The organism is Nocardia niigatensis NBRC 100131 (assembly GCF_000308655.1).
GTDB classification, from domain to species: Bacteria; Actinomycetota; Actinomycetes; order Mycobacteriales; family Mycobacteriaceae; genus Nocardia; species Nocardia niigatensis.
The window spans coordinates 70,433-89,832 of record NZ_BAGC01000035.1 but is presented as its reverse complement, the minus strand read 5'-3'; the positions used below and the strand labels follow the sequence as shown (position 1 = coordinate 89,832).

At 66.6% G+C, this 19,400-nt stretch carries 21 protein-coding genes; 12 read left to right on the top strand and 9 right to left on the bottom strand.

The window, feature by feature from the left end:
• Nucleotides 1-2: 2 nt before the first annotated feature.
• The gene (locus ON33_RS09985; protein WP_051151858.1) at nucleotides 3-2,561 is read right to left on the bottom strand and encodes a cation-translocating P-type ATPase; all 2,559 of its coding nucleotides are present in this window, start codon (nucleotides 2,559-2,561) and stop codon (nucleotides 3-5) included.
• 341 nt (nucleotides 2,562-2,902) lie between these two features.
• Nucleotides 2,903-4,144, bottom strand: coding sequence for an MFS transporter (locus tag ON33_RS09980; RefSeq protein ID WP_169336793.1), 1,242 nt, complete (start codon nucleotides 4,142-4,144; stop codon nucleotides 2,903-2,905).
• Nucleotides 4,145-4,256: 112 nt separating this feature from the next.
• Here ON33_RS09980 and ON33_RS09975 point away from each other — a divergent pair, with 112 nt between their 5' ends.
• From ON33_RS09975 to ON33_RS09955, 5 genes are all read left to right on the top strand, one after another.
• Nucleotides 4,257-4,634, top strand: coding sequence for an ArsR/SmtB family transcription factor (locus ON33_RS09975; protein WP_040857682.1), 378 nt, complete (start codon nucleotides 4,257-4,259; stop codon nucleotides 4,632-4,634).
• Nucleotides 4,635-4,653: 19 nt separating this feature from the next.
• Nucleotides 4,654-5,064, top strand: a complete 411-nt coding sequence (locus tag ON33_RS09970; protein WP_040857680.1) for an NUDIX hydrolase — start codon at nucleotides 4,654-4,656, stop codon at nucleotides 5,062-5,064.
• A 139-nt stretch (nucleotides 5,065-5,203) separates the two neighbouring features.
• Entirely contained in the window at nucleotides 5,204-6,325 is a 1,122-nt protein-coding gene (locus ON33_RS09965; RefSeq protein WP_040857678.1) for an NAD(P)H-dependent flavin oxidoreductase, read from the top strand.
• A 524-nt stretch (nucleotides 6,326-6,849) separates the two neighbouring features.
• Entirely contained in the window at nucleotides 6,850-7,656 is an 807-nt protein-coding gene (locus tag ON33_RS09960) for an HNH endonuclease family protein (protein ID WP_040857676.1), read from the top strand.
• Between the two features lie 35 nt (nucleotides 7,657-7,691).
• Entirely contained in the window at nucleotides 7,692-7,916 is a 225-nt protein-coding gene (locus ON33_RS09955; RefSeq protein WP_051151857.1) for a hypothetical protein, read from the top strand.
• Between the two features lie 86 nt (nucleotides 7,917-8,002).
• Here ON33_RS09955 and ON33_RS09950 read toward each other — a convergent pair whose 3' ends face one another.
• The gene (locus tag ON33_RS09950) at nucleotides 8,003-8,488 is read right to left on the bottom strand and encodes a MarR family winged helix-turn-helix transcriptional regulator (RefSeq protein ID WP_051151856.1); all 486 of its coding nucleotides are present in this window, start codon (nucleotides 8,486-8,488) and stop codon (nucleotides 8,003-8,005) included.
• Between the two features lie 95 nt (nucleotides 8,489-8,583).
• Between ON33_RS09950 and ON33_RS09945 the strand changes: the two genes are divergently transcribed.
• Both ON33_RS09945 and ON33_RS09940 read left to right on the top strand, forming a co-directional pair.
• A complete protein-coding gene (locus ON33_RS09945; protein WP_040857674.1) occupies nucleotides 8,584-9,018 on the top strand; it encodes a nuclear transport factor 2 family protein in 435 nt (144 codons plus the stop codon).
• A gap of 55 nt (nucleotides 9,019-9,073) precedes the next feature.
• On the top strand, nucleotides 9,074-9,994 hold the full coding sequence (locus ON33_RS09940) for an IS5 family transposase (protein WP_040857672.1): 921 nt from the start codon (nucleotides 9,074-9,076) through the stop codon (nucleotides 9,992-9,994).
• Here ON33_RS09940 and ON33_RS09935 read toward each other — a convergent pair.
• Nucleotides 9,991-10,443 carry an SRPBCC domain-containing protein gene (locus ON33_RS09935; RefSeq protein ID WP_040857670.1) on the bottom strand — a complete coding sequence of 151 codons (453 nt, stop codon included), beginning with the start codon at nucleotides 10,441-10,443 and terminating at the stop codon, nucleotides 9,991-9,993. The genes ON33_RS09940 and ON33_RS09935 overlap by 4 nt on opposite strands.
• Nucleotides 10,444-10,639: 196 nt before the next feature.
• On the opposite strand from ON33_RS09935, the gene ON33_RS09930 reads away from it, so the two are divergent.
• Nucleotides 10,640-11,167, top strand: coding sequence for an NUDIX hydrolase (locus ON33_RS09930; RefSeq protein ID WP_040857669.1), 528 nt, complete (start codon nucleotides 10,640-10,642; stop codon nucleotides 11,165-11,167).
• 10 nt (nucleotides 11,168-11,177) lie between these two features.
• On the opposite strand, the gene ON33_RS09925 is transcribed toward ON33_RS09930, so the two are convergent.
• Nucleotides 11,178-11,750, bottom strand: a complete 573-nt coding sequence (locus tag ON33_RS09925; protein WP_051151855.1) for a serine hydrolase — start codon at nucleotides 11,748-11,750, stop codon at nucleotides 11,178-11,180.
• A gap of 66 nt (nucleotides 11,751-11,816) precedes the next feature.
• Complete coding sequence (locus ON33_RS09920; protein WP_051151854.1) at nucleotides 11,817-13,220, bottom strand: MFS transporter; 1,404 nt, start codon at nucleotides 13,218-13,220, stop codon at nucleotides 11,817-11,819.
• 100 nt (nucleotides 13,221-13,320) lie between these two features.
• On the opposite strand from ON33_RS09920, the gene ON33_RS09915 reads away from it, so the two are divergent.
• On the top strand, nucleotides 13,321-13,797 hold the full coding sequence (locus ON33_RS09915) for a winged helix-turn-helix transcriptional regulator (protein ID WP_040857665.1): 477 nt from the start codon (nucleotides 13,321-13,323) through the stop codon (nucleotides 13,795-13,797).
• Nucleotides 13,798-14,100: 303 nt separating this feature from the next.
• Nucleotides 14,101-14,334 (top strand): hypothetical protein, encoded by a 234-nt coding sequence (locus tag ON33_RS09910; RefSeq protein ID WP_040857663.1) that lies wholly within the window; start codon nucleotides 14,101-14,103, stop codon nucleotides 14,332-14,334.
• Between the two features lie 18 nt (nucleotides 14,335-14,352).
• On the opposite strand, the gene ON33_RS09905 is transcribed toward ON33_RS09910, so the two are convergent.
• Both ON33_RS09905 and ON33_RS09900 read right to left on the bottom strand, forming a co-directional pair.
• Nucleotides 14,353-15,462: a winged helix DNA-binding domain-containing protein gene (locus ON33_RS09905; protein ID WP_040857662.1), complete on the bottom strand. Its 1,110-nt coding sequence runs from the start codon at nucleotides 15,460-15,462 to the stop codon at nucleotides 14,353-14,355.
• Nucleotides 15,463-15,709: 247 nt separating this feature from the next.
• On the bottom strand, nucleotides 15,710-16,876 hold the full coding sequence (locus ON33_RS09900) for a thiolase family protein (RefSeq protein WP_040857660.1): 1,167 nt from the start codon (nucleotides 16,874-16,876) through the stop codon (nucleotides 15,710-15,712).
• 185 nt (nucleotides 16,877-17,061) lie between these two features.
• On the opposite strand from ON33_RS09900, the gene ON33_RS09895 reads away from it, so the two are divergent.
• Together ON33_RS09895 and ON33_RS09890 are read left to right on the top strand one after the other, a co-directional pair.
• Nucleotides 17,062-17,757 carry a YoaK family protein gene (locus tag ON33_RS09895; protein ID WP_051151898.1) on the top strand — a complete coding sequence of 232 codons (696 nt, stop codon included), beginning with the start codon at nucleotides 17,062-17,064 and terminating at the stop codon, nucleotides 17,755-17,757.
• A gap of 71 nt (nucleotides 17,758-17,828) precedes the next feature.
• Nucleotides 17,829-18,416: an HdeD family acid-resistance protein gene (locus ON33_RS09890; RefSeq protein WP_040857659.1), complete on the top strand. Its 588-nt coding sequence runs from the start codon at nucleotides 17,829-17,831 to the stop codon at nucleotides 18,414-18,416.
• Nucleotides 18,417-18,489: 73 nt separating this feature from the next.
• Here ON33_RS09890 and ON33_RS09885 read toward each other — a convergent pair whose 3' ends face one another.
• Nucleotides 18,490-19,368: a phosphoribulokinase gene (locus ON33_RS09885; RefSeq protein ID WP_040857657.1), complete on the bottom strand. Its 879-nt coding sequence runs from the start codon at nucleotides 19,366-19,368 to the stop codon at nucleotides 18,490-18,492.
• Between the last annotated feature and the right edge of the window lie 32 nt (nucleotides 19,369-19,400).

The window sequence follows — 19,400 nt, the reverse complement described above, 5'->3', positions numbered from 1 at the left end:
TTCTACGAGCGCTCCCGGCTCGGGTGCAGGATGCGGTCCAGGCGGACGGCTGCGTAGCCGAGGGTGGACAGGCAGCCGAGGATGAGCAGGTCGGTGGCGGCGAGCGGTTCGGTGCCGAGTAGCTCGCGCAGGATGGGCACATACAGTGCGGCCACCTGCAGGCCGAGCGCCGCGGTGACAGCGACCAGCAGCATCGGGTTGGCCAGCGAGCGGGGGCGGGCTCGGGAGCCGAGGGCCGCGCCGAGTTGTGTTGCGCCCAAAGCGAAGAACGCCATGGTCTGCCAGGGTCGGTCGGTGTGTCGCGCCCACACCGCGACACCTAGAGTGACGGCGGTCAGCACGATCGCGATGCGCGGCACCCGCTGCCACAGCCCTGCTCCGAGAATGCTCTGGCTCGTCGGGCGCGGTGGTCGCGCCATGAGGTGCGGGTCGGCGGGCTCGCCGCCGAGGGCGACACCTGGCAGACCATGGGTGAGCAGATTGATCCACAGAATCTGGGCCGGCAGCAGCGGCAGCGCAAACCCGAGGAACGGACCGGCGAGCATGACCGCGATCTCGGACGCGCCGCCCGCCAAGCCGTAAACGAGGAACCGGCGAATGTTGGCATAGATCCGCCGGCCTTCCTCCACCGCCGCGACGACCGTGCCGAGGTCGTCGTCGGCGAGCACGAGATCGGCTGCTTGGCGAGCGACTTCGGTGCCGCGTCCGCCCATGGCCACACCGATGTCGGCGCGGCGCAGGGCGGGCGCGTCGTTGACCCCGTCGCCGTTCATCGCCACGATTTCGCCTTTGCCGCGCAGGCTTTCGATGATGTCGAGCTTCTGCGCCGGGGTGGCACGGGCGTAGACCGTCACCTCCGCAAGACCATGATCGGGCTGGATGCGACAGTCGACGACCGGCTCGTCGGCATCGACGATGCCCACCTCGGTGGCGATTGCACGGGCGGTGCCGGGATGATCACCGGTGATCAGCACCGGTCTGATCCCGGCACGGCGGCAGGCCGAGATGGTGTCCCTCGCCGTGCTGCGAGGTGGATCGACGACCGCGACCAGGCCCAGCAGCCCGAGCCCCCGTTCCAGATCCTCACCGGGCAGCGGCCTCGTGTCACGCTCGGTCTGCGTGACGGCGAGCACCCGGAACCCGTTGTGCGCCAGGCGATCGGCTTGTTCGGTGGCGCGGGCCAGCAGCGCCGGATCGTCGGACAGCACGTCGGGATGCAACAGCATCTCGGGCGCTCCCTTGCAGATCACTCGGTACCGCCCGTCGGGCAGCTGGTGGACCGTACTCATGCGTTTGCGGTCACTGTCGAACGGTCGCTCCGCGATGCGCGGGAGTTGGGCATTCAACTCGTCGCGATGCACACCGAGTTTGCCCGCAGCCGACAGCAACGCGAGCTCGGTCGGATCTCCGAGCGCGACCCAGCCATCGCCGACGCCGCCGGGCGGTGTCAGGCGCGCGTCGTTGCACAATGCCGCCGCGGACAGCAGCGCGGCGATCTGTGGTGCGTCGGATTCCGCGAGAACCCGCTCACCGGTGCGGACTTCCCCGATCGGCGCGTAACCCGAGCCGGTGACGACGGCCTCCATCGTGGGCGTCCAGATCCCGCGGACGACCATCCTTCCCTCGGTGAGGGTTCCGGTCTTATCGGTGGCCAGCACCGTTACCGAGCCCAGCGTCTCCACGGCGGGCAGCTTGCGGATCAATGCATGTCGCTGGGCCATGCGCCGAGCGCCCAGCGCCAGACCCAGGGTGACAACGGCCGGAAGCGATTCCGGAACCGCGGCGACCGCGAGGCTGATGGCGGTCACCACCATCAACTCGACCGGCTCGCCGCGCACCAGCCCCAGCACCAGCACGATCACGCACAGCCCGACCGTGACGCCGGCCAAGAGCCGACCGACGTCGACGAGCCGACGCTGCAGCGGCGTCAGCCCGCTCGCCTGGTCCAACATTCGGGCGATGCGCCCGGTGGCACTGGCCGCCCCGACTGCGGTGACAACCGCTTGCCCACGGCCTTTGACGACAACCGTGCCCGCCGAGGCCGTATTGTCACCGCCCGCCGTCTTGTCCACGGGCACGGATTCACCGGTCAACGCGGACTCGTCCACCAACAATGCCGCCGCTTCGATCACCATCGCGTCAGCGGCCACGATGTCACCCTCGGCCAGCACCAGCAGATCACCAACCACCACATCGGCGGCGGCGATCTGCTGCTCGATGCCGTCGCGGATCACTCGTGCCACCGGCGCGGTCAACCGCGACAAGGCCGAGATGGCGTTGTCGGCGCGCACTTCCTGCACCACACCGACGGTGGTGTTGGCGATCACGACCAGCGCGATCACCGACATATCGGTCCAGTCGCCGGTCACGATGGTCAATGCCGCCGCCACCAACAACACCACGATCAACGGATCCCGCAACTGCGCGAGCACGCGCTGCCACAACCGGATCGGCGGACGCTGCGGCAGTATGTTCGCGCCATCGGTGGTCAGCCGATCGGCCGCCTCTGCCGACGACAGCCCGCTCGGCGCTACCGCAGGTTCGCCTCGACTCCGCGACATCTCAACCCCAGTCTGCTCCATGCCGCCGACAGTGTCCCTTCCTCTGCCGTTGGTGTAGTTGGGTACGACGTCTCTGGCCGGGTTCCAGACGGTCTCCAGGTTTCCTTGCGCGCCAAGTCCTCGGCTGCGCGCCAAGGTCACCGAAATCAGGGCCATTGGGCCTGGTTCGCCGGCTCGGATAACGGTATCCGGGCAACATTCAAGTCAGTCGCAGGGGTTCTGAACAGCCTATATGCCAGATTTCGTGGTTTTCTGCGCTGCTTCTACCGTGACCCCTTGAATGGCGAACACGCCTTGGCGCACACACCGGAAATTGGGCTGCGCCAAGGCATGCCGGCGGGTCAGGCGGGGGTGAGGGCAGGGCGATTGCGCAGGATGGCGGCGGCTGGCACGGACAACGCCAGCAGGGTCAGCGCGAAGGTCGTCGCGCCGGTCGAGAGGCCGACGATGTCGCTCAGGTACCCGGCGCTGACGGGCAGCAGACCGGCCGGGATGTAGCCGCCGATATTGAACGCCGCGTTGGCCTCTGCCAATCGAGCGGCCGGGACGGAGTGGTTGAGCAGGGAAAGCCCACCCAGCTGACCCAAGCCCTGCCCCGCCCCGGCGAGCAGCGCCGAGGCGATCAGGGAGGTCGGCGACTGGGTGTGGACGGCGATCACGAGGGTGAGCATCGCGAGGGCGGTCGCGGCGGCAGAGATCGCCATCGTCGCCGGGCGCGGCAGGGACCGCGCAGCGAACTGGACGGCGGTGGCGGTCAAGAACATCGCGAAGGCCATGGCGCCGGCGACGATTCGGCTCGTCGTGCCGAGCAGGCCGGACAGCAGGGCCGGACCGAGAGACAGCACGAAGGAGGTGGCCGTGATTCCGGGTGCGAATACCGCGATGCCGAGGAAGAGCTGGCGGCGGTTCGCGTGGGGCACTCGTGGCACCCGGATCCACGAACCTGCACCCCGGTGCGCCGGACGGCCGAGGGGCATCCGCAGCACCGTCGCGAAAGCGGTCGCCAGCAGCGCGATCTCGACCAGGAACACGGTGACGGTCGGGGCCGGGACGGTCTCGGACAGGACGCCGGACAGCTGCGGGCCGACGCCCGCGCCCAGGACCATCGCCGTCGAGGCGAAGAGCGCGCCCAGGCGTTTGCGCTCAGGTCCGGCGACATCGGTCACGGCGGCCATGCCCGCGGACACCGCTGCCCCCACCGCGATACCGGTCAGGAGGCGAGCGATCATCAGCGCGATCACATTCGGCGCGGTGGCGAAGATCAGACATGCGGCCGCCGCGAGGATCAGCGCCGGGATCAGCACGGCCTTGCGGCCGAGCCGGTCCGAGGCGACGCCGGAGACCAGCAGTGATCCCAGCAAACCGACGATGTAGAACGCGAAGACCACGGTCATCGTGCCCTTGGAGAAGCCGAAGTCGCGTTGCCACAGCACATACAGCGGCGTCGCCGCGTTCGAGAGCACGAAGACGGCGGTCACCGGCCATGCCGCGAGCCAGATCCACCATCTCGGGGCGATGCGAGATTCGGCGCCGAGATCGGCCGGCTTCGCGGTATCCGCGGGACGGGATTGTGTCGCAACCACTTCCACTACCTCCACTCATAGTTCGAATAGACTCGAACTAGTACGAATGAAGTCGAACATAACATGCTGTACGATCAAATTCGTACTAGTGCCGACCGTGAGGAGTTCACCGATGCCGACCAGGCAGCGCCCCGGGTCGAAGTACACGCTCCCCGCGGAGCCGGCTGTTGTTCCGGAGCCCCTGCCGGAGCCCGCGATCGACGAGCTGCGCCTGGAAACCGTCCTGGGCGCACTCAGCGACCCGCTGCGGCTGTACATCGTCCAGAAGCTGCTGCTCGACTCCGAGGCGTTCGACCACTCCTGCGGCTGGTTCGGCATCGACCGCCCGAAATCGTCACTGACGCACCACTTCAAAGCGCTGCGCGAGGCCGGTGTCACCCGCCAGCGGCAGTACGGCCTCGAACGCCGCAGCCAAATCCGCATCGACGACCTCGAAGCCCGCTTCCCCGGCCTGCTCGACCTCGTCGCCGAATGGCGGCCCGCGGACTGATGCCCGCTAGGCTGCGCCAATGCGAACGGAGCGGGAGCAGCGGCTGATCGACACGGTGGCGTGGGTTCGGATCGAAGACGGGCGCATCCTGTGCGCGCGACCGCGCGGCAAAGACGTCTTCTATATCCCCGGTGGCAAACGCGAGGGCGCGGAGACCGATATACAAACGCTCGTCCGTGAGATCCGTGAGGAGCTGACCGTCGAGCTCGCGCCCGATACCGTCGCCCATGTCGGCACGTACGAGGCCCTGATGCTCGACGCAGTCGTGCGCATGGCCTGCTACACGGCCGAATACTCCGGCGCCGTCGCGGCCAGCAGCGAGATCGACGAGATCGCCTGGTTCAGCTACGCGGACCGACCGCATGTACCGCCCGTCGACCAGCTCCTTTTCGATGATCTGCACGCCGACGGCCTGCTCGCGTACGCCTGACCGGTTCCGGCAACTAGAACATGTTGTTGACATCGACCTACGGGTAGGCATCGGGAGACTGGTCCTAATGTAGAACATGTTCTAGTGTGGTGGGCACAACATTTCCAATGCCGGAAAGTTCAGAGGAGCCCACCACACCATGCGTACCGAGATCTGTGATCGCCTCGGCATCGACGTGCCCATCTTCGCCTTCACCCACTGCCGGGACGTGGCCGCCGCGGTCAGCAATGCGGGCGGTCTGGGTGTGCTCGGTGCGGTCGGGTTCACCGCCGAACAGCTCGAGGTCGAGCTGCAGTGGCTCGACGAGCACGTGCAGGGCGTCTACGGCGTGGACCTGGTCATCCCGTCCAAGTACGAGGGCAAGGGCGTCGAGGGCCTGAGCCCCGAGGAGCTGGAAGCCCAACTGGCCAAGCTGGTTCCGCAGGGGCACCGCGATTTCGCCGAGAAGATCCTCAACGATCACGGCGTGCCGCACCTGCCGCCGGAGGAGCACCACAACCAGCTGCTGGGCTGGACCGCCACCACGGTCGCCCCGCAGATCGAGGTGATCCTCAAGCACCCCAAGGCCAAGCTGGTCGCGAATGCGCTGGGCACCCCGCCCGACGACGTCATCAAGCAGATCCAGGACTCCGGCCGCCTCATCGGCGCGCTGTGCGGTTCGGTCAAGCACGCGCTCAACCACAAGAACGCCGGGCTGGACTTCGTGGTCATGCAGGGCACCGAGGGCGGCGGCCACTGCGGTGAGATCGCCTCGATGGTGCTGTGGCCGCAGGTCATCGACGCGATCGGCGACATGCCGGCGCTCGCGGCCGGCGGTATCGGCAATGGCCGTCAGGTCGCGGCCGCCCTGGCCATGGGCGCGGCCGGTGCGTGGACCGGTTCGCTGTGGCTGACCGTCGAGGAGGCCAATGTGCCGCCCGCGCAGATGCAGACCTACATCGATGCCACCAGCTCCGACACCGTGCGCTCGCGCTCGTGGACCGGCAAGCCGTGCCGCATGCTCAAGAACGACTGGACCGAGGCGTGGGAAGCGCCCGAGAACCCGAAGCCGCTGGGCATGCCGCTGCAGATGATGGTCGCCCTCGACGGCGTCAAGCGCGGCCACCGCTACCCGGAGCAGGCCAAGGACGTGAACTTCAATCCGGTCGGCCAGGTCGTCGGCATGATGAACAAGATGGAGCGCTCCGCCGACGTGGTGCAGCGGCTGATCACCGAGTACCTGGAGTCCTGCGAGCGGCTGAACAAGCTCAACAACGCCTGATTCTCAGGGACATCGATATCGCCTGATTCTCAGGATGATTCGGCGCGCCGGGTAGGGGCTACCCGGCGCGCCGTCCTGTGTCCGGCCTGCGTTACCGGTGGATGCTGCTGAGTGCCGGTTTCGGATTGCTCGAACAGTGTCTCGCTCAACGGTTGCTGGGTCGCGCCGGGCCGTGGTGGCGGTGCCGGTGGCCACCGGGCCGGTCGTGGAGGGCGCGGCGTTCGCCATAGCCTGATGGCATCAGATCCAGCGCGACGCGGCCGACGCGCTGGTACCTCGGCGGGAAGCCGTGAACCACTATTGTTTTCGATCTCAGCGGGACTCAGTATGGAATTGCGGCGAGTGTGCCGCAGGTCCGGTTCCGGAGGCGATTTTCGGGTCGCGGTGTGACACCGGTCTCCGAAACCCACGTGCGGCTTGCCGTTTCGGGGCACTGATTGTCAAGGTTTGCGGGATATGTTGCACACGAAGCCGTCACGCCAGTCGAAGCCCCTGTCCCCGGCCGCCGCGAGCGGTGATGCACGGTGACATGGTCGAAGATCCGTTCCTCCCCCGCTCTACGCCGTCTGCTGAAGGCGGTGCTGTCGCTGCTGTTCGTGGTCGCGCTGGCCGTCGTGGTCGCCGTCATCGAAAAGCACGGCGGTACCGGCAAACCGGATGCGAGTGGGCCTCCCGTACCCGATCGCGGCGCACAACCGGCGGGGTCGGCCAAAGAGATCACCAGTCTGCTGGGAAAACTGAAGGTGGCCGACGAACTGCCGATGACCGGCTACTCGCGCGACCGATTCCCGCACTGGGACACCGAAAAGCCCGAACACGGATTCGGTGACGCCTTCGCGCAATACAGTCGCTGCGCCACCCGCGACGTGGTACTGCTGCGCGACGCGACCGGGCCGGTGACGCTGGATCCGAGCAGCTGCAAATTGAGCGTCGGCACCAATGGCGGCTGGCGCGATCAGTACGGGGTCATGGACAAGAAGACCAATGCCCTCAAGCCCTACAAGTGGACTACCGATTCATCGGCCCTGGATATCGACCACATCGTGGCGCTGGCCGAGGCATGGCGTTCAGGCGCTGCGAAGTTCGACGACGACACCCGGCGCCATATCGCCAATGACGCGGTGAACCTGGTGATTTCCGATCCCACCGCCAACCGCTCGAAGGGCGATCAGGATGCGTCCAGTTATCTGCCGCCCGGGAATTTCCGGTGCGGCTATATCGGGCACTACATCCAGGTGAAAGTAAAGTACGGATTGAACGTCGATGCCAAGGAGCAGACCGCACTGCAGGCCGCGGTGCAGGACTGCGTCAGCAAGGGAGAGTTCACATAATAGCCATCGTCGAAATCCGCAGTGAGGCAGCCGTCATGACCCGGGAAGAGGGAACGGTCTCCGGGGATCTCGATGTGACGCTGGATTATTCGGGCCACGGGCTGGTGCGCTATCGCGGCACCGCCACGTGGTACACCATCGGCAATCTGGAGGACGAGGAACCACGCAGCTGGTCCAGCGTGCAGGAGCTGGCCACCGCCATCGAGAACGAGAGCGGTGGCCGCGACGCCTCCGGGAATGTGACGCCGTTCGAAGCGTGAGCGTTAGGCCGTGTCTCCCAATGGTTTTCGCCATTCGACGGTGGAGTGCGTGACGACTTCCGGCTGGGTCGAGGCGAGCTCGGCGATCAGGCGTGGTCGGTCGGGTTCGCGAGGTGGTTGTTGATGCGGCCGAGCAGGTCGAACAGTTGCGCGCGTTCGTCGTGGCTGAGCGGGGCCATGATGTGTTCGTTGACCCCGTCGAGGACGCGGTCGAGTTCAGCGAGCCGGTGTTCGCCGGCGTCGGTGATGGTGATGACGTTGCGTCGTTTATCGGCCGGGTCGGGGGCGCGGTGGACCCAGCCATGCCCTTCGAGGTGGTTGAGGACCGAGACGAGGTCGCTCTTGTAGATGCGGGTGCGATCGGACAGGGCTGCCTGGCTCGCGGGGCCGAATTCGGTGAGGGCGGCCAGTGCCACGAAGTGGTCTTTGTGGGCGCCGACCGTGCGCAGGGCATCGCCCGCGACGCGGTGCGTCTGTGCGGCCGTCATTCCGACGAGGCGTGAAAGCTGGCCCTTGAGCCGGATAGGGGTCTGCTCACCGTCGTCGAATCGCAGTTCATCACTGGTCTGCACGGAGTCAGCCTACCCCTCTTGCGTTAGAGCCACTAACGATCTAGATTCGTTAGTGACATAAACGTTAGAACTTCGAACGAATAGGGTAGGCCGTTATGACCAGCACCGACACCCTGATCCGCGACCTCGCCGACCGCGCCGAACTCACCGACTTGGTCGCCCGCCACAGCCTGTGGATCGACGAGGGCCGCTTCGACGAGACCGACCGGCTTTTCACCGAGGATGTCGTCGTCACCTCCCCACGCGGGCAGGTCAGCGGCATCGAGGCGCTCATCGGACTCGTGCGCGCGGGCCACGGCACCTACGCACGGACCCTGCACAACAAGTGCAACCTGGTCATCAACCTCGACGGTGGCACTGCCACGGTCCGCGCTCACGACATCGCCGTGTTCGTCATCGACGACAAGACCGAGGCCGTCGCCGCCGGGATTCACCGCTACCGGGCGCGCCGGACCGAGGACGGCTGGCGCTTCGACCGCCTCGAGATCAATGCGGTCGCGCTGACCGAAGCCCTCGGCCGCGCCCTGTAAACCCTTTCCCGATGAGGTACGACCGGCCCCATGTTTGGGGGGCCGGTCGTTCATCATGGCCGTCTCAGCAACTGCACTCGATGACCGGCATCGTGTTCTGACCGACGAACAATGGGAACTGCTGGAGCTACTGCTGCCGAAATCCGAAGGCCACGTAGGCCGTAACTTCACCAACAACCGTCTGGTGGTGGAAGGCATGCTGTATCGGCTGCGCGCCGGTCTGCCATGGCGGGATCTGCCCGAGCAGTTCGGTGCATGGCAGACGGTGTGGAAACGCCATCGCCGCTACGGCGCCGACGGCACGTGGGACCGCGTGCTGACCGCGTTGGTCATGTTGGCCGACAGCACGGGCGGTCTGGATTGGGTCGTCTCGATCGACTCGACGATCGTGCGGGTGCATCAGCACGGCGCCAACCTCGCCCGTCATACGCGACCACCGTCGAATTACACGAGTCTTCACGATGAACCGGCAGATCACGCGATCGGCCGATCACGCGGTGGGCTGACCACCAAGATTCACCTGCTCGCCGACGGCGCCGGTCGCGGTTTGGCGGTGCTGGTCACCCCCGGGCAGGCCGGTGACAGCCCGATGCTGCCGGACCTACTCGCGGGGCTGGTGGTGCCCCGCCTCAACGGCGGCGCACCGCGCACCACGCCGCGGGCACTGCTCGGCGACAAGGCGTACTCATCGGCAGCGAACCGGGATCTGCTGCGCCGCCGGCGAATCCGGGCCGTGATCCCTGAACGAGCCGATCAGGTTGCCAATCGCAAACGACGCGGCCGTTCCGGTGGCAGGGCTCCCGCCTTCGATTCGCGGGCATACAAGCGCCGCAACGTGATTGAGCGGGCCTTCAACAAAGCCAAACAATGGCGAGCCGTGGCCACCCGATACGACAAGTTAGCGCTGAACTACCGGGCTGGAGTCGTCCTGGCCCTGGTCATCGAATGGCTCAAATTATTGGGAGACGCGGCCTAGTCGCGCGCGGCTTTCAGGGCCTCGGCCCGCGTCTTGACGGCATCGGTCATACCCTCGAATCCGGTGGTCAGCGCGCCGCCCAGCAGGCCGGAGACCACCGGGGCCAGCGGGCCGTTGAGCTGGAAGTGGGAGACATAGCGGGTGCGGCCGTCCTCGAGCGAGGTCAGGGTATGCGAGCGCTCGCTGCTGAGCAGGCCCAGCGGCGCGGGTTTCATGCGGTAGCTGAATTCCTTGCCCGGTGTGTGGGAATGGATGAATTCGCGCTGCTGCTTGGGCTTCGGCCCGACCAGTCGCACCTTCATGTCGATCGGTGACCCCGGTTCGAGGGTGGTCTTGCACTCCAGGCAGAAGGGATTCCACTCCCCGTACTTGTCCACGTCGGTGAGCACCTGCCAAACCAGTTCGGCGGGCGCGTCGATCTCCACGGTTCTGTCGATGACGAAGGCCATGGGGGAACAATACTGAAACCAGTTCTAGAAGGTCGGGTGGGTCGTCACTCTGTGGAGGGATGGCGGTCTATCTCGCCCAACTGGCCCCGGCACGCCGCCATATCCGCCACCATCGCTACGGTCCCATCGAATTCCGGCTCCGCACAATCACATACGGCCCCCAGCACCGGCGCCGCGCCCTCGGTACCGTCGAACCATGACGCTCGCCGACCGCTACCCCCTCCTGCACACGCCCGCCCGCTGGGAGTGGGGCGGCCTGGACGTCCAGTTCTCCACCGACCTCCCGCCCGACCACCTCGTCACCAACATCCACGTCATCTGTTTCGTCGGCGACCACATCGTCCTCTGCCGTGACGACCGCGACCGCTGGATCATTCCCGGCGGCACCCGCGAAGCCGGAGAATCCATCGAGTCCTGCGTAATCCGCGAACTCGCCGAAGAAGCCGGTGCCGAACTGACCGGCCCCCTCCACCACATCGGCGCCCACTACGCCACCACCGACCGCCCCACCCCCTACCGCCCCTGGCAACCCCACCCCCACAAGGCATGGCTCTGGTCCACCGCCGACGTCACCCTCACCGCCCACCCCACCAACCCCGCCGACGCCGAGCAAATCCTCGAAGTCCGCCCCTTCTCCCTCTCGGAGGCCCTCCACCACGCCGCCACCGACGGCCCCCACCTCCCCGAACTCCTCCAACTGGCCGCCGAACTCCACCCCCACTGACCCGAACCCCTCAGTGACAGTGGGTTATCCATCCGACTGAACGGCGCAGCGCGATCGCGACCTCCTCGGCAGGAGTGAAGGTGCGGCCGCCGGCCGCGGCGCGCACCTCGTCGAGGCCGGGGTCATCGGACATTTCCGGTAGTCCGCTGCGGTGTTGCAGGATGTGCCGCACGGTGATCGTGCGTCCGTCCATGCCATTGCAGTACAGCAGCCCGGGCAGATAGGCGTCGACGGGTTCGTCGAGCCGCACCCCTTCGATGCCAGTTGCATGATGATCGCCGCCGCAGAGGTTTTGGAGATGCTCCCGACCCGTACCTGCTGTGGCGGGGCCATGGGAATCGGGGCCCCGGCTGCTGCGGTCCCCGACCCCGGCGGTGAGGGTGACGGCCTGCCCGTTCTCGGTGAGGGTCGCGATCACGCCGGTGGTCCTGGCCCGCGCCAGCCCGTCGATGTCGTCGCGAATCCGCTCTACCCGGTCGGGTGACACCATCATCCGGGTGGTCGAGACCGGTTGCGGCGCAGAGGTTGTCACGGTTCCGCATCCCGCGGCCGCCAGCACCGTCACCGTCAGTCGGATTCGCATATCTCGACGGTAGGGTCGGCCGCGGTCAGCGACATCCGGACAACCCCTGAGACCGTTTCTGAGGATCTACCCGGATACCGGTGCGGCCTTCGGCATTCGCGCAGCCAGGCCCAGCACACCCGCTGCCACCGAAGCGCCGGCGATCACGTACCAGCCGTGCCGGAAGGCATCGAGAGTCGCCTCCGCACCGCCGGGTGTACCCAGCACCGCCACCAGAACGGCCACGCCGACGGCCATTCCGAGTTGCCGCGCCATACTCAGCACTGCCGACCCGGTCGCGAACTGCTGGGGCGGCAGCCCCGCGGTGCCCGCCGCGACACTGGTCGGCATGGTCAGGCCGACGCCGAGACCGGTGATCAGCATGCCGCCGAGCAGGCCGGCGGGATAGTTCGGCGGCAGTGTGATCGCCTGTGCCCACCACACGATTCCGGCCGCGAACGACACTCCGCCCAGCGCGAGCACCGGACCGACACCTATCCGGGCGATCAGCCGTCCCGCCGAGATCGCCACCAGCGGCACGATCAGCGGCCCGGGCGCGATCCCGAGACCGGTCTTCAAGGCCGACCAGCCCCACACGTTCTGCATCCAGAGCACCGCCGACAGCAGCATGCCCGCGAACGCGATATTGAACAGCAGCGAATTGCCGAGCATGAGCGCGAAATTCGGTACCCGCAGCAATCCCGGATCGACGACCGGACTGTGATGGCGACGCGACGAGACCACGAACGCCACCGCGAACACGACAGTCGCGGCGAAGGCGCCGACCACACCGGCCGATCCCCAACCCCAATCCTCGCCCTTGACCACGGCCAGGATGAGCGATGCCACCGACCCGATCAGCATGAGCGCACCGGCCCCGTCCGGCATCGATCCGCCGGTACCCGACGGCCGCGGCAGCAGCCGCATGCCCAGGATCAGTGCGATGATCCCCAGCGGCACATTCACCAGAAATACCCAGCGCCAGTGCAGTTCGACCAGCAGGCCGCCGATCACCGGTCCAAGCGCCGCGCCCAGACCTCCGAACGCCACCCACAGCCGTACTGCGGTCGCGCGCCGCTCGGCCGGTGTCGCGGCCAGCAGCAGACCGAGCGAGGACGGTGTCAGCAGAGCCGCGCCCGCCGCCTGCAGGACGCGGAAGGTCACCAGCGCACCGGTGTTCCACGCCACCGCGCACAGCGCCGATCCGAGCACGAACACACCCAGCCCGATCAGGAATGTGGTCTTGTTCCCGTTCCGGTCACCGAGTCGCCCGGCGGGTACCAGCAGCGCGGCGAACACGATCGAATACGCGTTCAGCACCCACGACAGCCCCGCGATCCGGGCCCCCGAGAAGTCGACCGCGATCCGTGGCAGCGCCACATTGACGATGAACAGGTCCAGGCTCGACAGCAATACCGCCACCGCGACGATCCCGAGCACCACCCGCGGATCGACGGCCCGCCGTTCCTGCTGCACAACAACCGTATTCATCGCGCTCTCCCCTGCGTCCGGCCACCGGCCCGAGTGAGTTTCTTCATAAGACGGACGATAGGCGAGTGAGTCTCTTCAAGCAACCGACTATGCTGGAGTCATGCGTCGAACCAGCTTCGAGGACATGAACTGCTCCATCGCCCAGTGCCTGGAGGTGGTGGGCGAATGGTGGACCCTGCTCATCGTTCGGGACGCCCTCTTCGGCATCACCCGCTTCGACGACTTCCGCTCCCGTCTCGGCATCGCCCGCAATGTCCTGACCCAGCGCCTGGAACACCTTGTCGCCCAGGGCATTCTGGAGAAGACCCCCTACCAGGAAAACCCAGTCCGCTACGACTACCTGCTCACCGACAAGGGCCGCTCCCTCTGGACGATCCTGGCCGCCATGCGCCAATGGGGCGACGAATGGGCCGCCCCCGACGGTCCCCCGATCGAATCCGTCCACAAATCCTGCGGCCACATCATGACCGTCCAGCCCGTTTGCTCGGAATGCGGCGACCACCTCACGGTCAAGGACCTACGCCCCCAGCTCGGCCCAGGCGCCCACGACCCGTCCCTGCTGCCCAGCCGGGACTGAGGTAGAAGTCCGTCAGCGACGGGGCTGAATCACATCAGCAGTGCTCCCGTACCAAGGCGTGAACCCTGTCGGGCCACTGCGTGGTGTCGTCGTATTTCGCATGGCCCGCGATAGCTCCCGCGATCTGCACGTGTTCAGGAAGTTCCTTGACCACCGTGAAGTCACCACTCTTCGCTGACGATCTGCGGTACCTCCGAGCGGTGGTGTGAAACACAACGGTGCCGGGTGGCTCGGAGGCATAGAATTCAATGTCTCGGGCGAGTCGAATGGGCTCGCGCACAGTAGATTCGGGGGGATCTCGGGATGTCGGACGTTCGTCGGACGCGGTGGAACTGGAAGTTCGTCGTCGCATTGATTGTGGCGGGTGGGTTCTGCCTCGCCAGCCTGGTCAGCCTCATCGTCAACTTCGATCACGTCGAACCGTGGACGAAGTACCTCGCGCAGGCGAGTTTGGTCGCCACCGCGGTGTTCTGGCTGCTGGGCTGGTTTCCGAACGGCAGCGGGAGGGCGCTGTGGAGGCGCACTTCGACGAAATGAGCCAGGTGGCGACTTGTGTCAGACCGGGCGGACTTTGGTCGCCGGCTGGCCGGTGGCCCTGGTGATGCGGGGTAGTTCGGCGGTGATCTGGGGTGTGGGGACGGGGACGTTGTCGAACATGGAGACGGTGAGGTCGCCCTTGTCGAGGTCCCAGGTTCCGGTGATTCGGCCGCCGGTCAGGACCAGTGGGGAGATCCAGCCGGCGGTGCGGCTGACCTTGGCGCGATGGTCGCCGGGGAGCAGGATGGTGTCGCCGGTGCCGGGTCCCAGGACGTACTGGTCGAATTGGCCGAGGAGGTGGACGGCGGATGTTGGTTCGGTCCGGGTGAGTTCGTCCAGGTGCTCGGTGAGGAAGTAGCCGGGGCGGCCTTCGACGTCGATCTCGGTCAGCTCGTCGCCCAGTTCCGAAAACCAGCGGCGCACAGTCGGTTTGCTCAGGAAGCCGCGGGTCAGCCAGGTATTGAAGATTTCCGGCGTGGCCGGGCCGTAGGCGCCGAGGTAGGCGCGGATGATGGCGGGCGCGGCGACATCCGGGGCGGGGATGCCGGCCCAGCCGGGAATGATGTGCGCGGGGTTCGTGAAGGTGACCGAGGTGCCGCGGGACGGTCCGTGGCACAGGGCGCCCTGCCAGGCCAGGGGTTTCAGGATCGAACCCCAGCCGGAACGCAGATGTTGCTCCAGCGGCCGGAACCGGGACTCGGCGATCAGCTCCGCGACCAGTTCGCCGCGCGTCAGCACGCGTCCGTCGAGGATGTCGCCGACCGCCTTGACCAGTGCCGCCACATCCTCCGGTGTCGCCCCGGAAGCCTTGGTCCACGCGGGCTTCTCCCACGTGCGCGCCGCGGCCATGAGCGACAGCGCCGCAGCCCCCTGCTCCGGGGTCAATGCGTGCAGCGTGCCGCGCATGGCCCAGGTCTTCAGCAGCGCGCCCTCCTCCAGCGCCTGCACGACCGCACCGGGCTTGCCGGCCGAACGCCGCAGCGCCACAGCGGTTTCCGCCGCCGATGTCACCTGCGCCTGCACCCCGCACAGCCGCTCGACCACCGCGACGGCATCACCCTTCGTCCGCGGATCAACGAACTGCCGCCGTACCCGCCAGCCGAACACCTGATCCCACGAAACCCGCACAGCGCCTCCCACACCCGGTCCGCACGCCAGCCGTACGCCGGCCTCAGCCTAAGGCCGACCCCCGACACGATCGGCCATCTCCGATGTGCCACCGCCCTTCCGGCGCCACACCTGCCGGGGTCATCCGATACTCGCCGACGCGCGGCAGACCGCCACCGAGGTGAACGGTCGTACCGACGCCCGCCGTGCCTCACCGCAGTTCGCGTGGGCGACGACGGGTGTCGGTCACCGATTCGAATCCCAGCGGTCAGAGTCGTTCGATGATGGTGGCGTTGGCCAGACCGCCCGCCTCGCACATGGTCATCAGCCCGTAGTGGCCACCGGTCTGCTCGAGGTGGTTGAGCATGGTGGTGAGGATGCGGGTGCCGGAGGCGCCGAGCGGGTGACCCAGGGCGATGGCGCCGCCACGCGGGTTGAGCTTGGCCGGGTCCGCGCCGAGTTCGTGCGCCCAGACCAGCGGCACGGGCGCGAACGCCTCGTTCACCTCGTAGACGTCGATGTCGTTGATGGACAGCCCCGCCCGCGCCAGCACCTTGCGGGTGGCGGGAATGACAGCGGTGAGCATGAGCAGCGGGTCATCACCGGTGACCGCGAACGAGTGGAAGCGGGCCCGCGGCTTCATGCCGAGCTGAGCGGCCTTCTCCTCGCTCATGATGAGAGCCGCCGACGCGCCGTCGGTCAGGGGCGACGAGTTGCCGGGGGTGATGGACCACTCGATCTCCGGGAACCGCGCCTTGAATTCGGCGTCGACGAAGGCGGGCTTCAGCCCGGCCAGGCCCTCGACGGTGGTGCTGGGACGGATGGTCTCGTCTGCGCTGATCGATCCCGCCGGGACCAGTTCGTTGTCGAAGCCCCCGGATGCCGCGGTGGCGGCGGCCAATTGGTGCGAGCGCGCCGCGAATTCGTCGAGCGCGGTCCGGTCGAACTTCCAGCGTGCGGAGATCACCTCGGCGGAAATGCCCTGCTGCACAAGCCCGTCCGGGTACCGGTGCGCGATCGGCCCGCGGTTGGGGTCCTTGCCCTGGATGTTGGAGAACATCGGCGCCCGCGACATGGACTCGACACCGCAGGCGATGGCGATGTCGTAAGCGCCGGCCATCACACCCTGCGCCGCGAAGTGCGCGGCCTGCTGCGAGGATCCGCACTGCCGGTCCACCGTCGTGGCGGGCACCGCTTCCGGGAAACCGGCCGCCAGCACCGCGGTGCGGGAGATATTGCCCGCCTGCTCACCGGCCTGCGTTACGCAACCGCCGATCACATCATCGACCAGTGCGGGATCGATCCCGGTGCGCTCGACCAGGCTGCTCAACACGCCGGAGAGCAGCGTCGCCGGATGCACTTCCGAGAGGCCGCCACCGCTTTTCCCCTTCCCGGAGGGGGTGCGTACAGCATCGACGATGACGGCGGAGGTCATGACTTCTCCTAGTTCCCATTGGACAATCCAGAAGCGAATTCCGGTTAACATATGCACTGTACCGCACTGTGGTCGCGCCGTCAGCAGGGTCGTTTTCGGCCCCCGGCGGGCCGCGATTCGATTGCTAGCCTATTGCTGTGACTGCGACCGGCAAGCGACCCTACGAGCCCTTCTGGGGACTCGAGATGCGGCTGTCCGCGGTTCTCTCCGCGCTGGCGGGATTCATCGGCGCGGCCGCGTACGCCCACTCCGAGGGCTATTTCGTCACCTTCATGACCGGCAACACCGAACGCGCCATCATCGGCAACTTCGCCGGCGACCACACCCTGGCCGTGGGCGCGGCCTCGATCCTCGCCGCGTTCATGGCCGGCGTCTTCATCGCCTCGATCTGCCGCCGCTACTGGTGGACCAATCATCCGCACGGCGCGACCGTGCTCACCACCCTCGCCTTGGCGCTCGCGGCCATCCTGGACGTCGTACTGGACGAGCGCGGGATCGGCCTGTTCCCGATCCTGTTCGTGGCGTTCGGCATGGGCGCGCTGAACACCTCGTTCGTCAAGAACGGCGAGGTGTCCGTCCCGGTCAGTTACGTCACCGGCACCATGGTGAAACTCGCGCAGGGTGTGGAACGGCACATCTTCGGCGGCGGTGGTGTCCGCGACTGGCTCGGCTATGCGACGCAATACTTTTCGTTCGGACTGGGCGCGCTCATCGGTGGCCTGGTGTCGCTGGTCGTCAACGGTTCCTCGATGCTCAATGCGGCGGTTGCCGGTTCGCTGCTGGTCGCCGGATACACCTGGCGGGCCGACATCCGCTGGGTGCGGCGCACGCTGCGATCGAGCGCCGAGCAGAACGTCCGGCTGAACACCGATGATGAATGAGGCATGTCACAGCCGCGCAACACTTAGCTAATTGAACGCAAATCGCCCTATCTGGTCATATTCTGCTGAACATGACAACCAGCAAAGAGGGAGTTTATGAAGGGCCGGTCCATGCACTGGCCCGCAGTGCGTGGCAGTCGATCCTGGTCACCGGTCTTCTCTCGGTGGTGCTGGGCATCCTGGTGCTCGTGTGGCCTGGACCCACCCTGGTCGTCGCCGGTGTCCTGTTCGGCATCTACCTGCTCGTGTCCGGCGTTTTCCAGCTGATCGCGGCCTTCGGTCTGCACGTCAGCGCCTGGATGCGGGTGCTGTCCTTCATTACCGCCATCCTGTCGTTCATTCTGGGTTTCTTCTGCTTCCGCAATGAGTTCCAGGCCATCGGCCTGCTGGCGCTGTGGATCGGCATCACCTGGATCTTCCGCGGCACCGCGGTGCTGGTGGCCGCGCTGTCCGATTCGGCGGTTCCGGGCCGGGGCTGGCAGATCCTGTTCGGCGTGCTGCTCATCGTCGGTGGTGGTCTGCTGATCGTGGAGCCGTTCCGGTCGATCACCGCGCTGGTCGTGGTGGTCGGGTGCTGGCTGATCGCCATCGGCGTCTTCGAGGTGGTCTCGGCGTTCCAGGTCAAGAACCGCGCCAAGAATGTTCCGGCCGGCATCTGACCGTTTCCTCCGCACACCCCGTGGCGGCCGCCCTACCGAGGGCGGTCGCCTTTCTTCTGCGGCACAGCGGGATTCAGCGCAGCCGCTTGGGTCGCTTGTCCATCAGCCGCAGGATCAGCGGCGTGAAGATCAGTTGCATCGCCAGATCCATCTTGCCGCCCGGCACCACGATGCTGTTGGGCCGCGACATGAACGAGTCGTGCAGCATGGACAGCAGATACGGGAAGTCGATGACCTTCGGATCGGCGAAGCGGATCACCACGAAGCTCTCGTCCGCGGTCGGAATGGTCCGGGCGGTGAAGGGATTCGAGGTGTCCACCGTGGGCACCCGCTGGAAGTTCACGTACGTCCGTGAGAACTGCGGGCAGATATGCTTCACGTAGTCGGGCATGCGCCGCAGGATGGTGTCGATGATGGCCTCGCTGGAGTAACCGCGTTCGGTCTTGTCGCGATGGACCTTCTGAATCCACTCCAGATTGATAATGGGAACAACGCCCACCAGCAGATCGGCATAGCGGGCCACATCGATTCCGTCGCCGACCGCCGCCCCGTGCAGGCCTTCGTAGAACAGCAGATCGCTGCCCGGTGACAATTCCTCCCACGGCGTGAAGGTGCCCGCCGGCTGCCCGAAGGGTTTGGCTTCTTCATCGTCGTGCAGATAGCGCCGGACCCCACCGACACCGGTCTCCCCGTATTCGCGGAACAGCGATTCCAGTTCGGTGAGCAGGTTCGCCTCCGGCCCGAAATGCGAGAAGGTCAAGTTTCGCTGCTGTTCGGCCTCGGCCATGGCCAGTTTCATCTCGTTGCGGTCGTAGCGATGGAACGAATCCCCTTCCACGATGGCCGCATTGATTCCCTCGCGGCGGAATATCTCCTGGAAGGTTCGCGTGACGCTGGTCGTTCCCGCACCGGACGACCCGGTGATCGCGACCACGGGATGTTTGACCGACATGGCACCTCCTCGATTGCCGGACAACAGCTTTC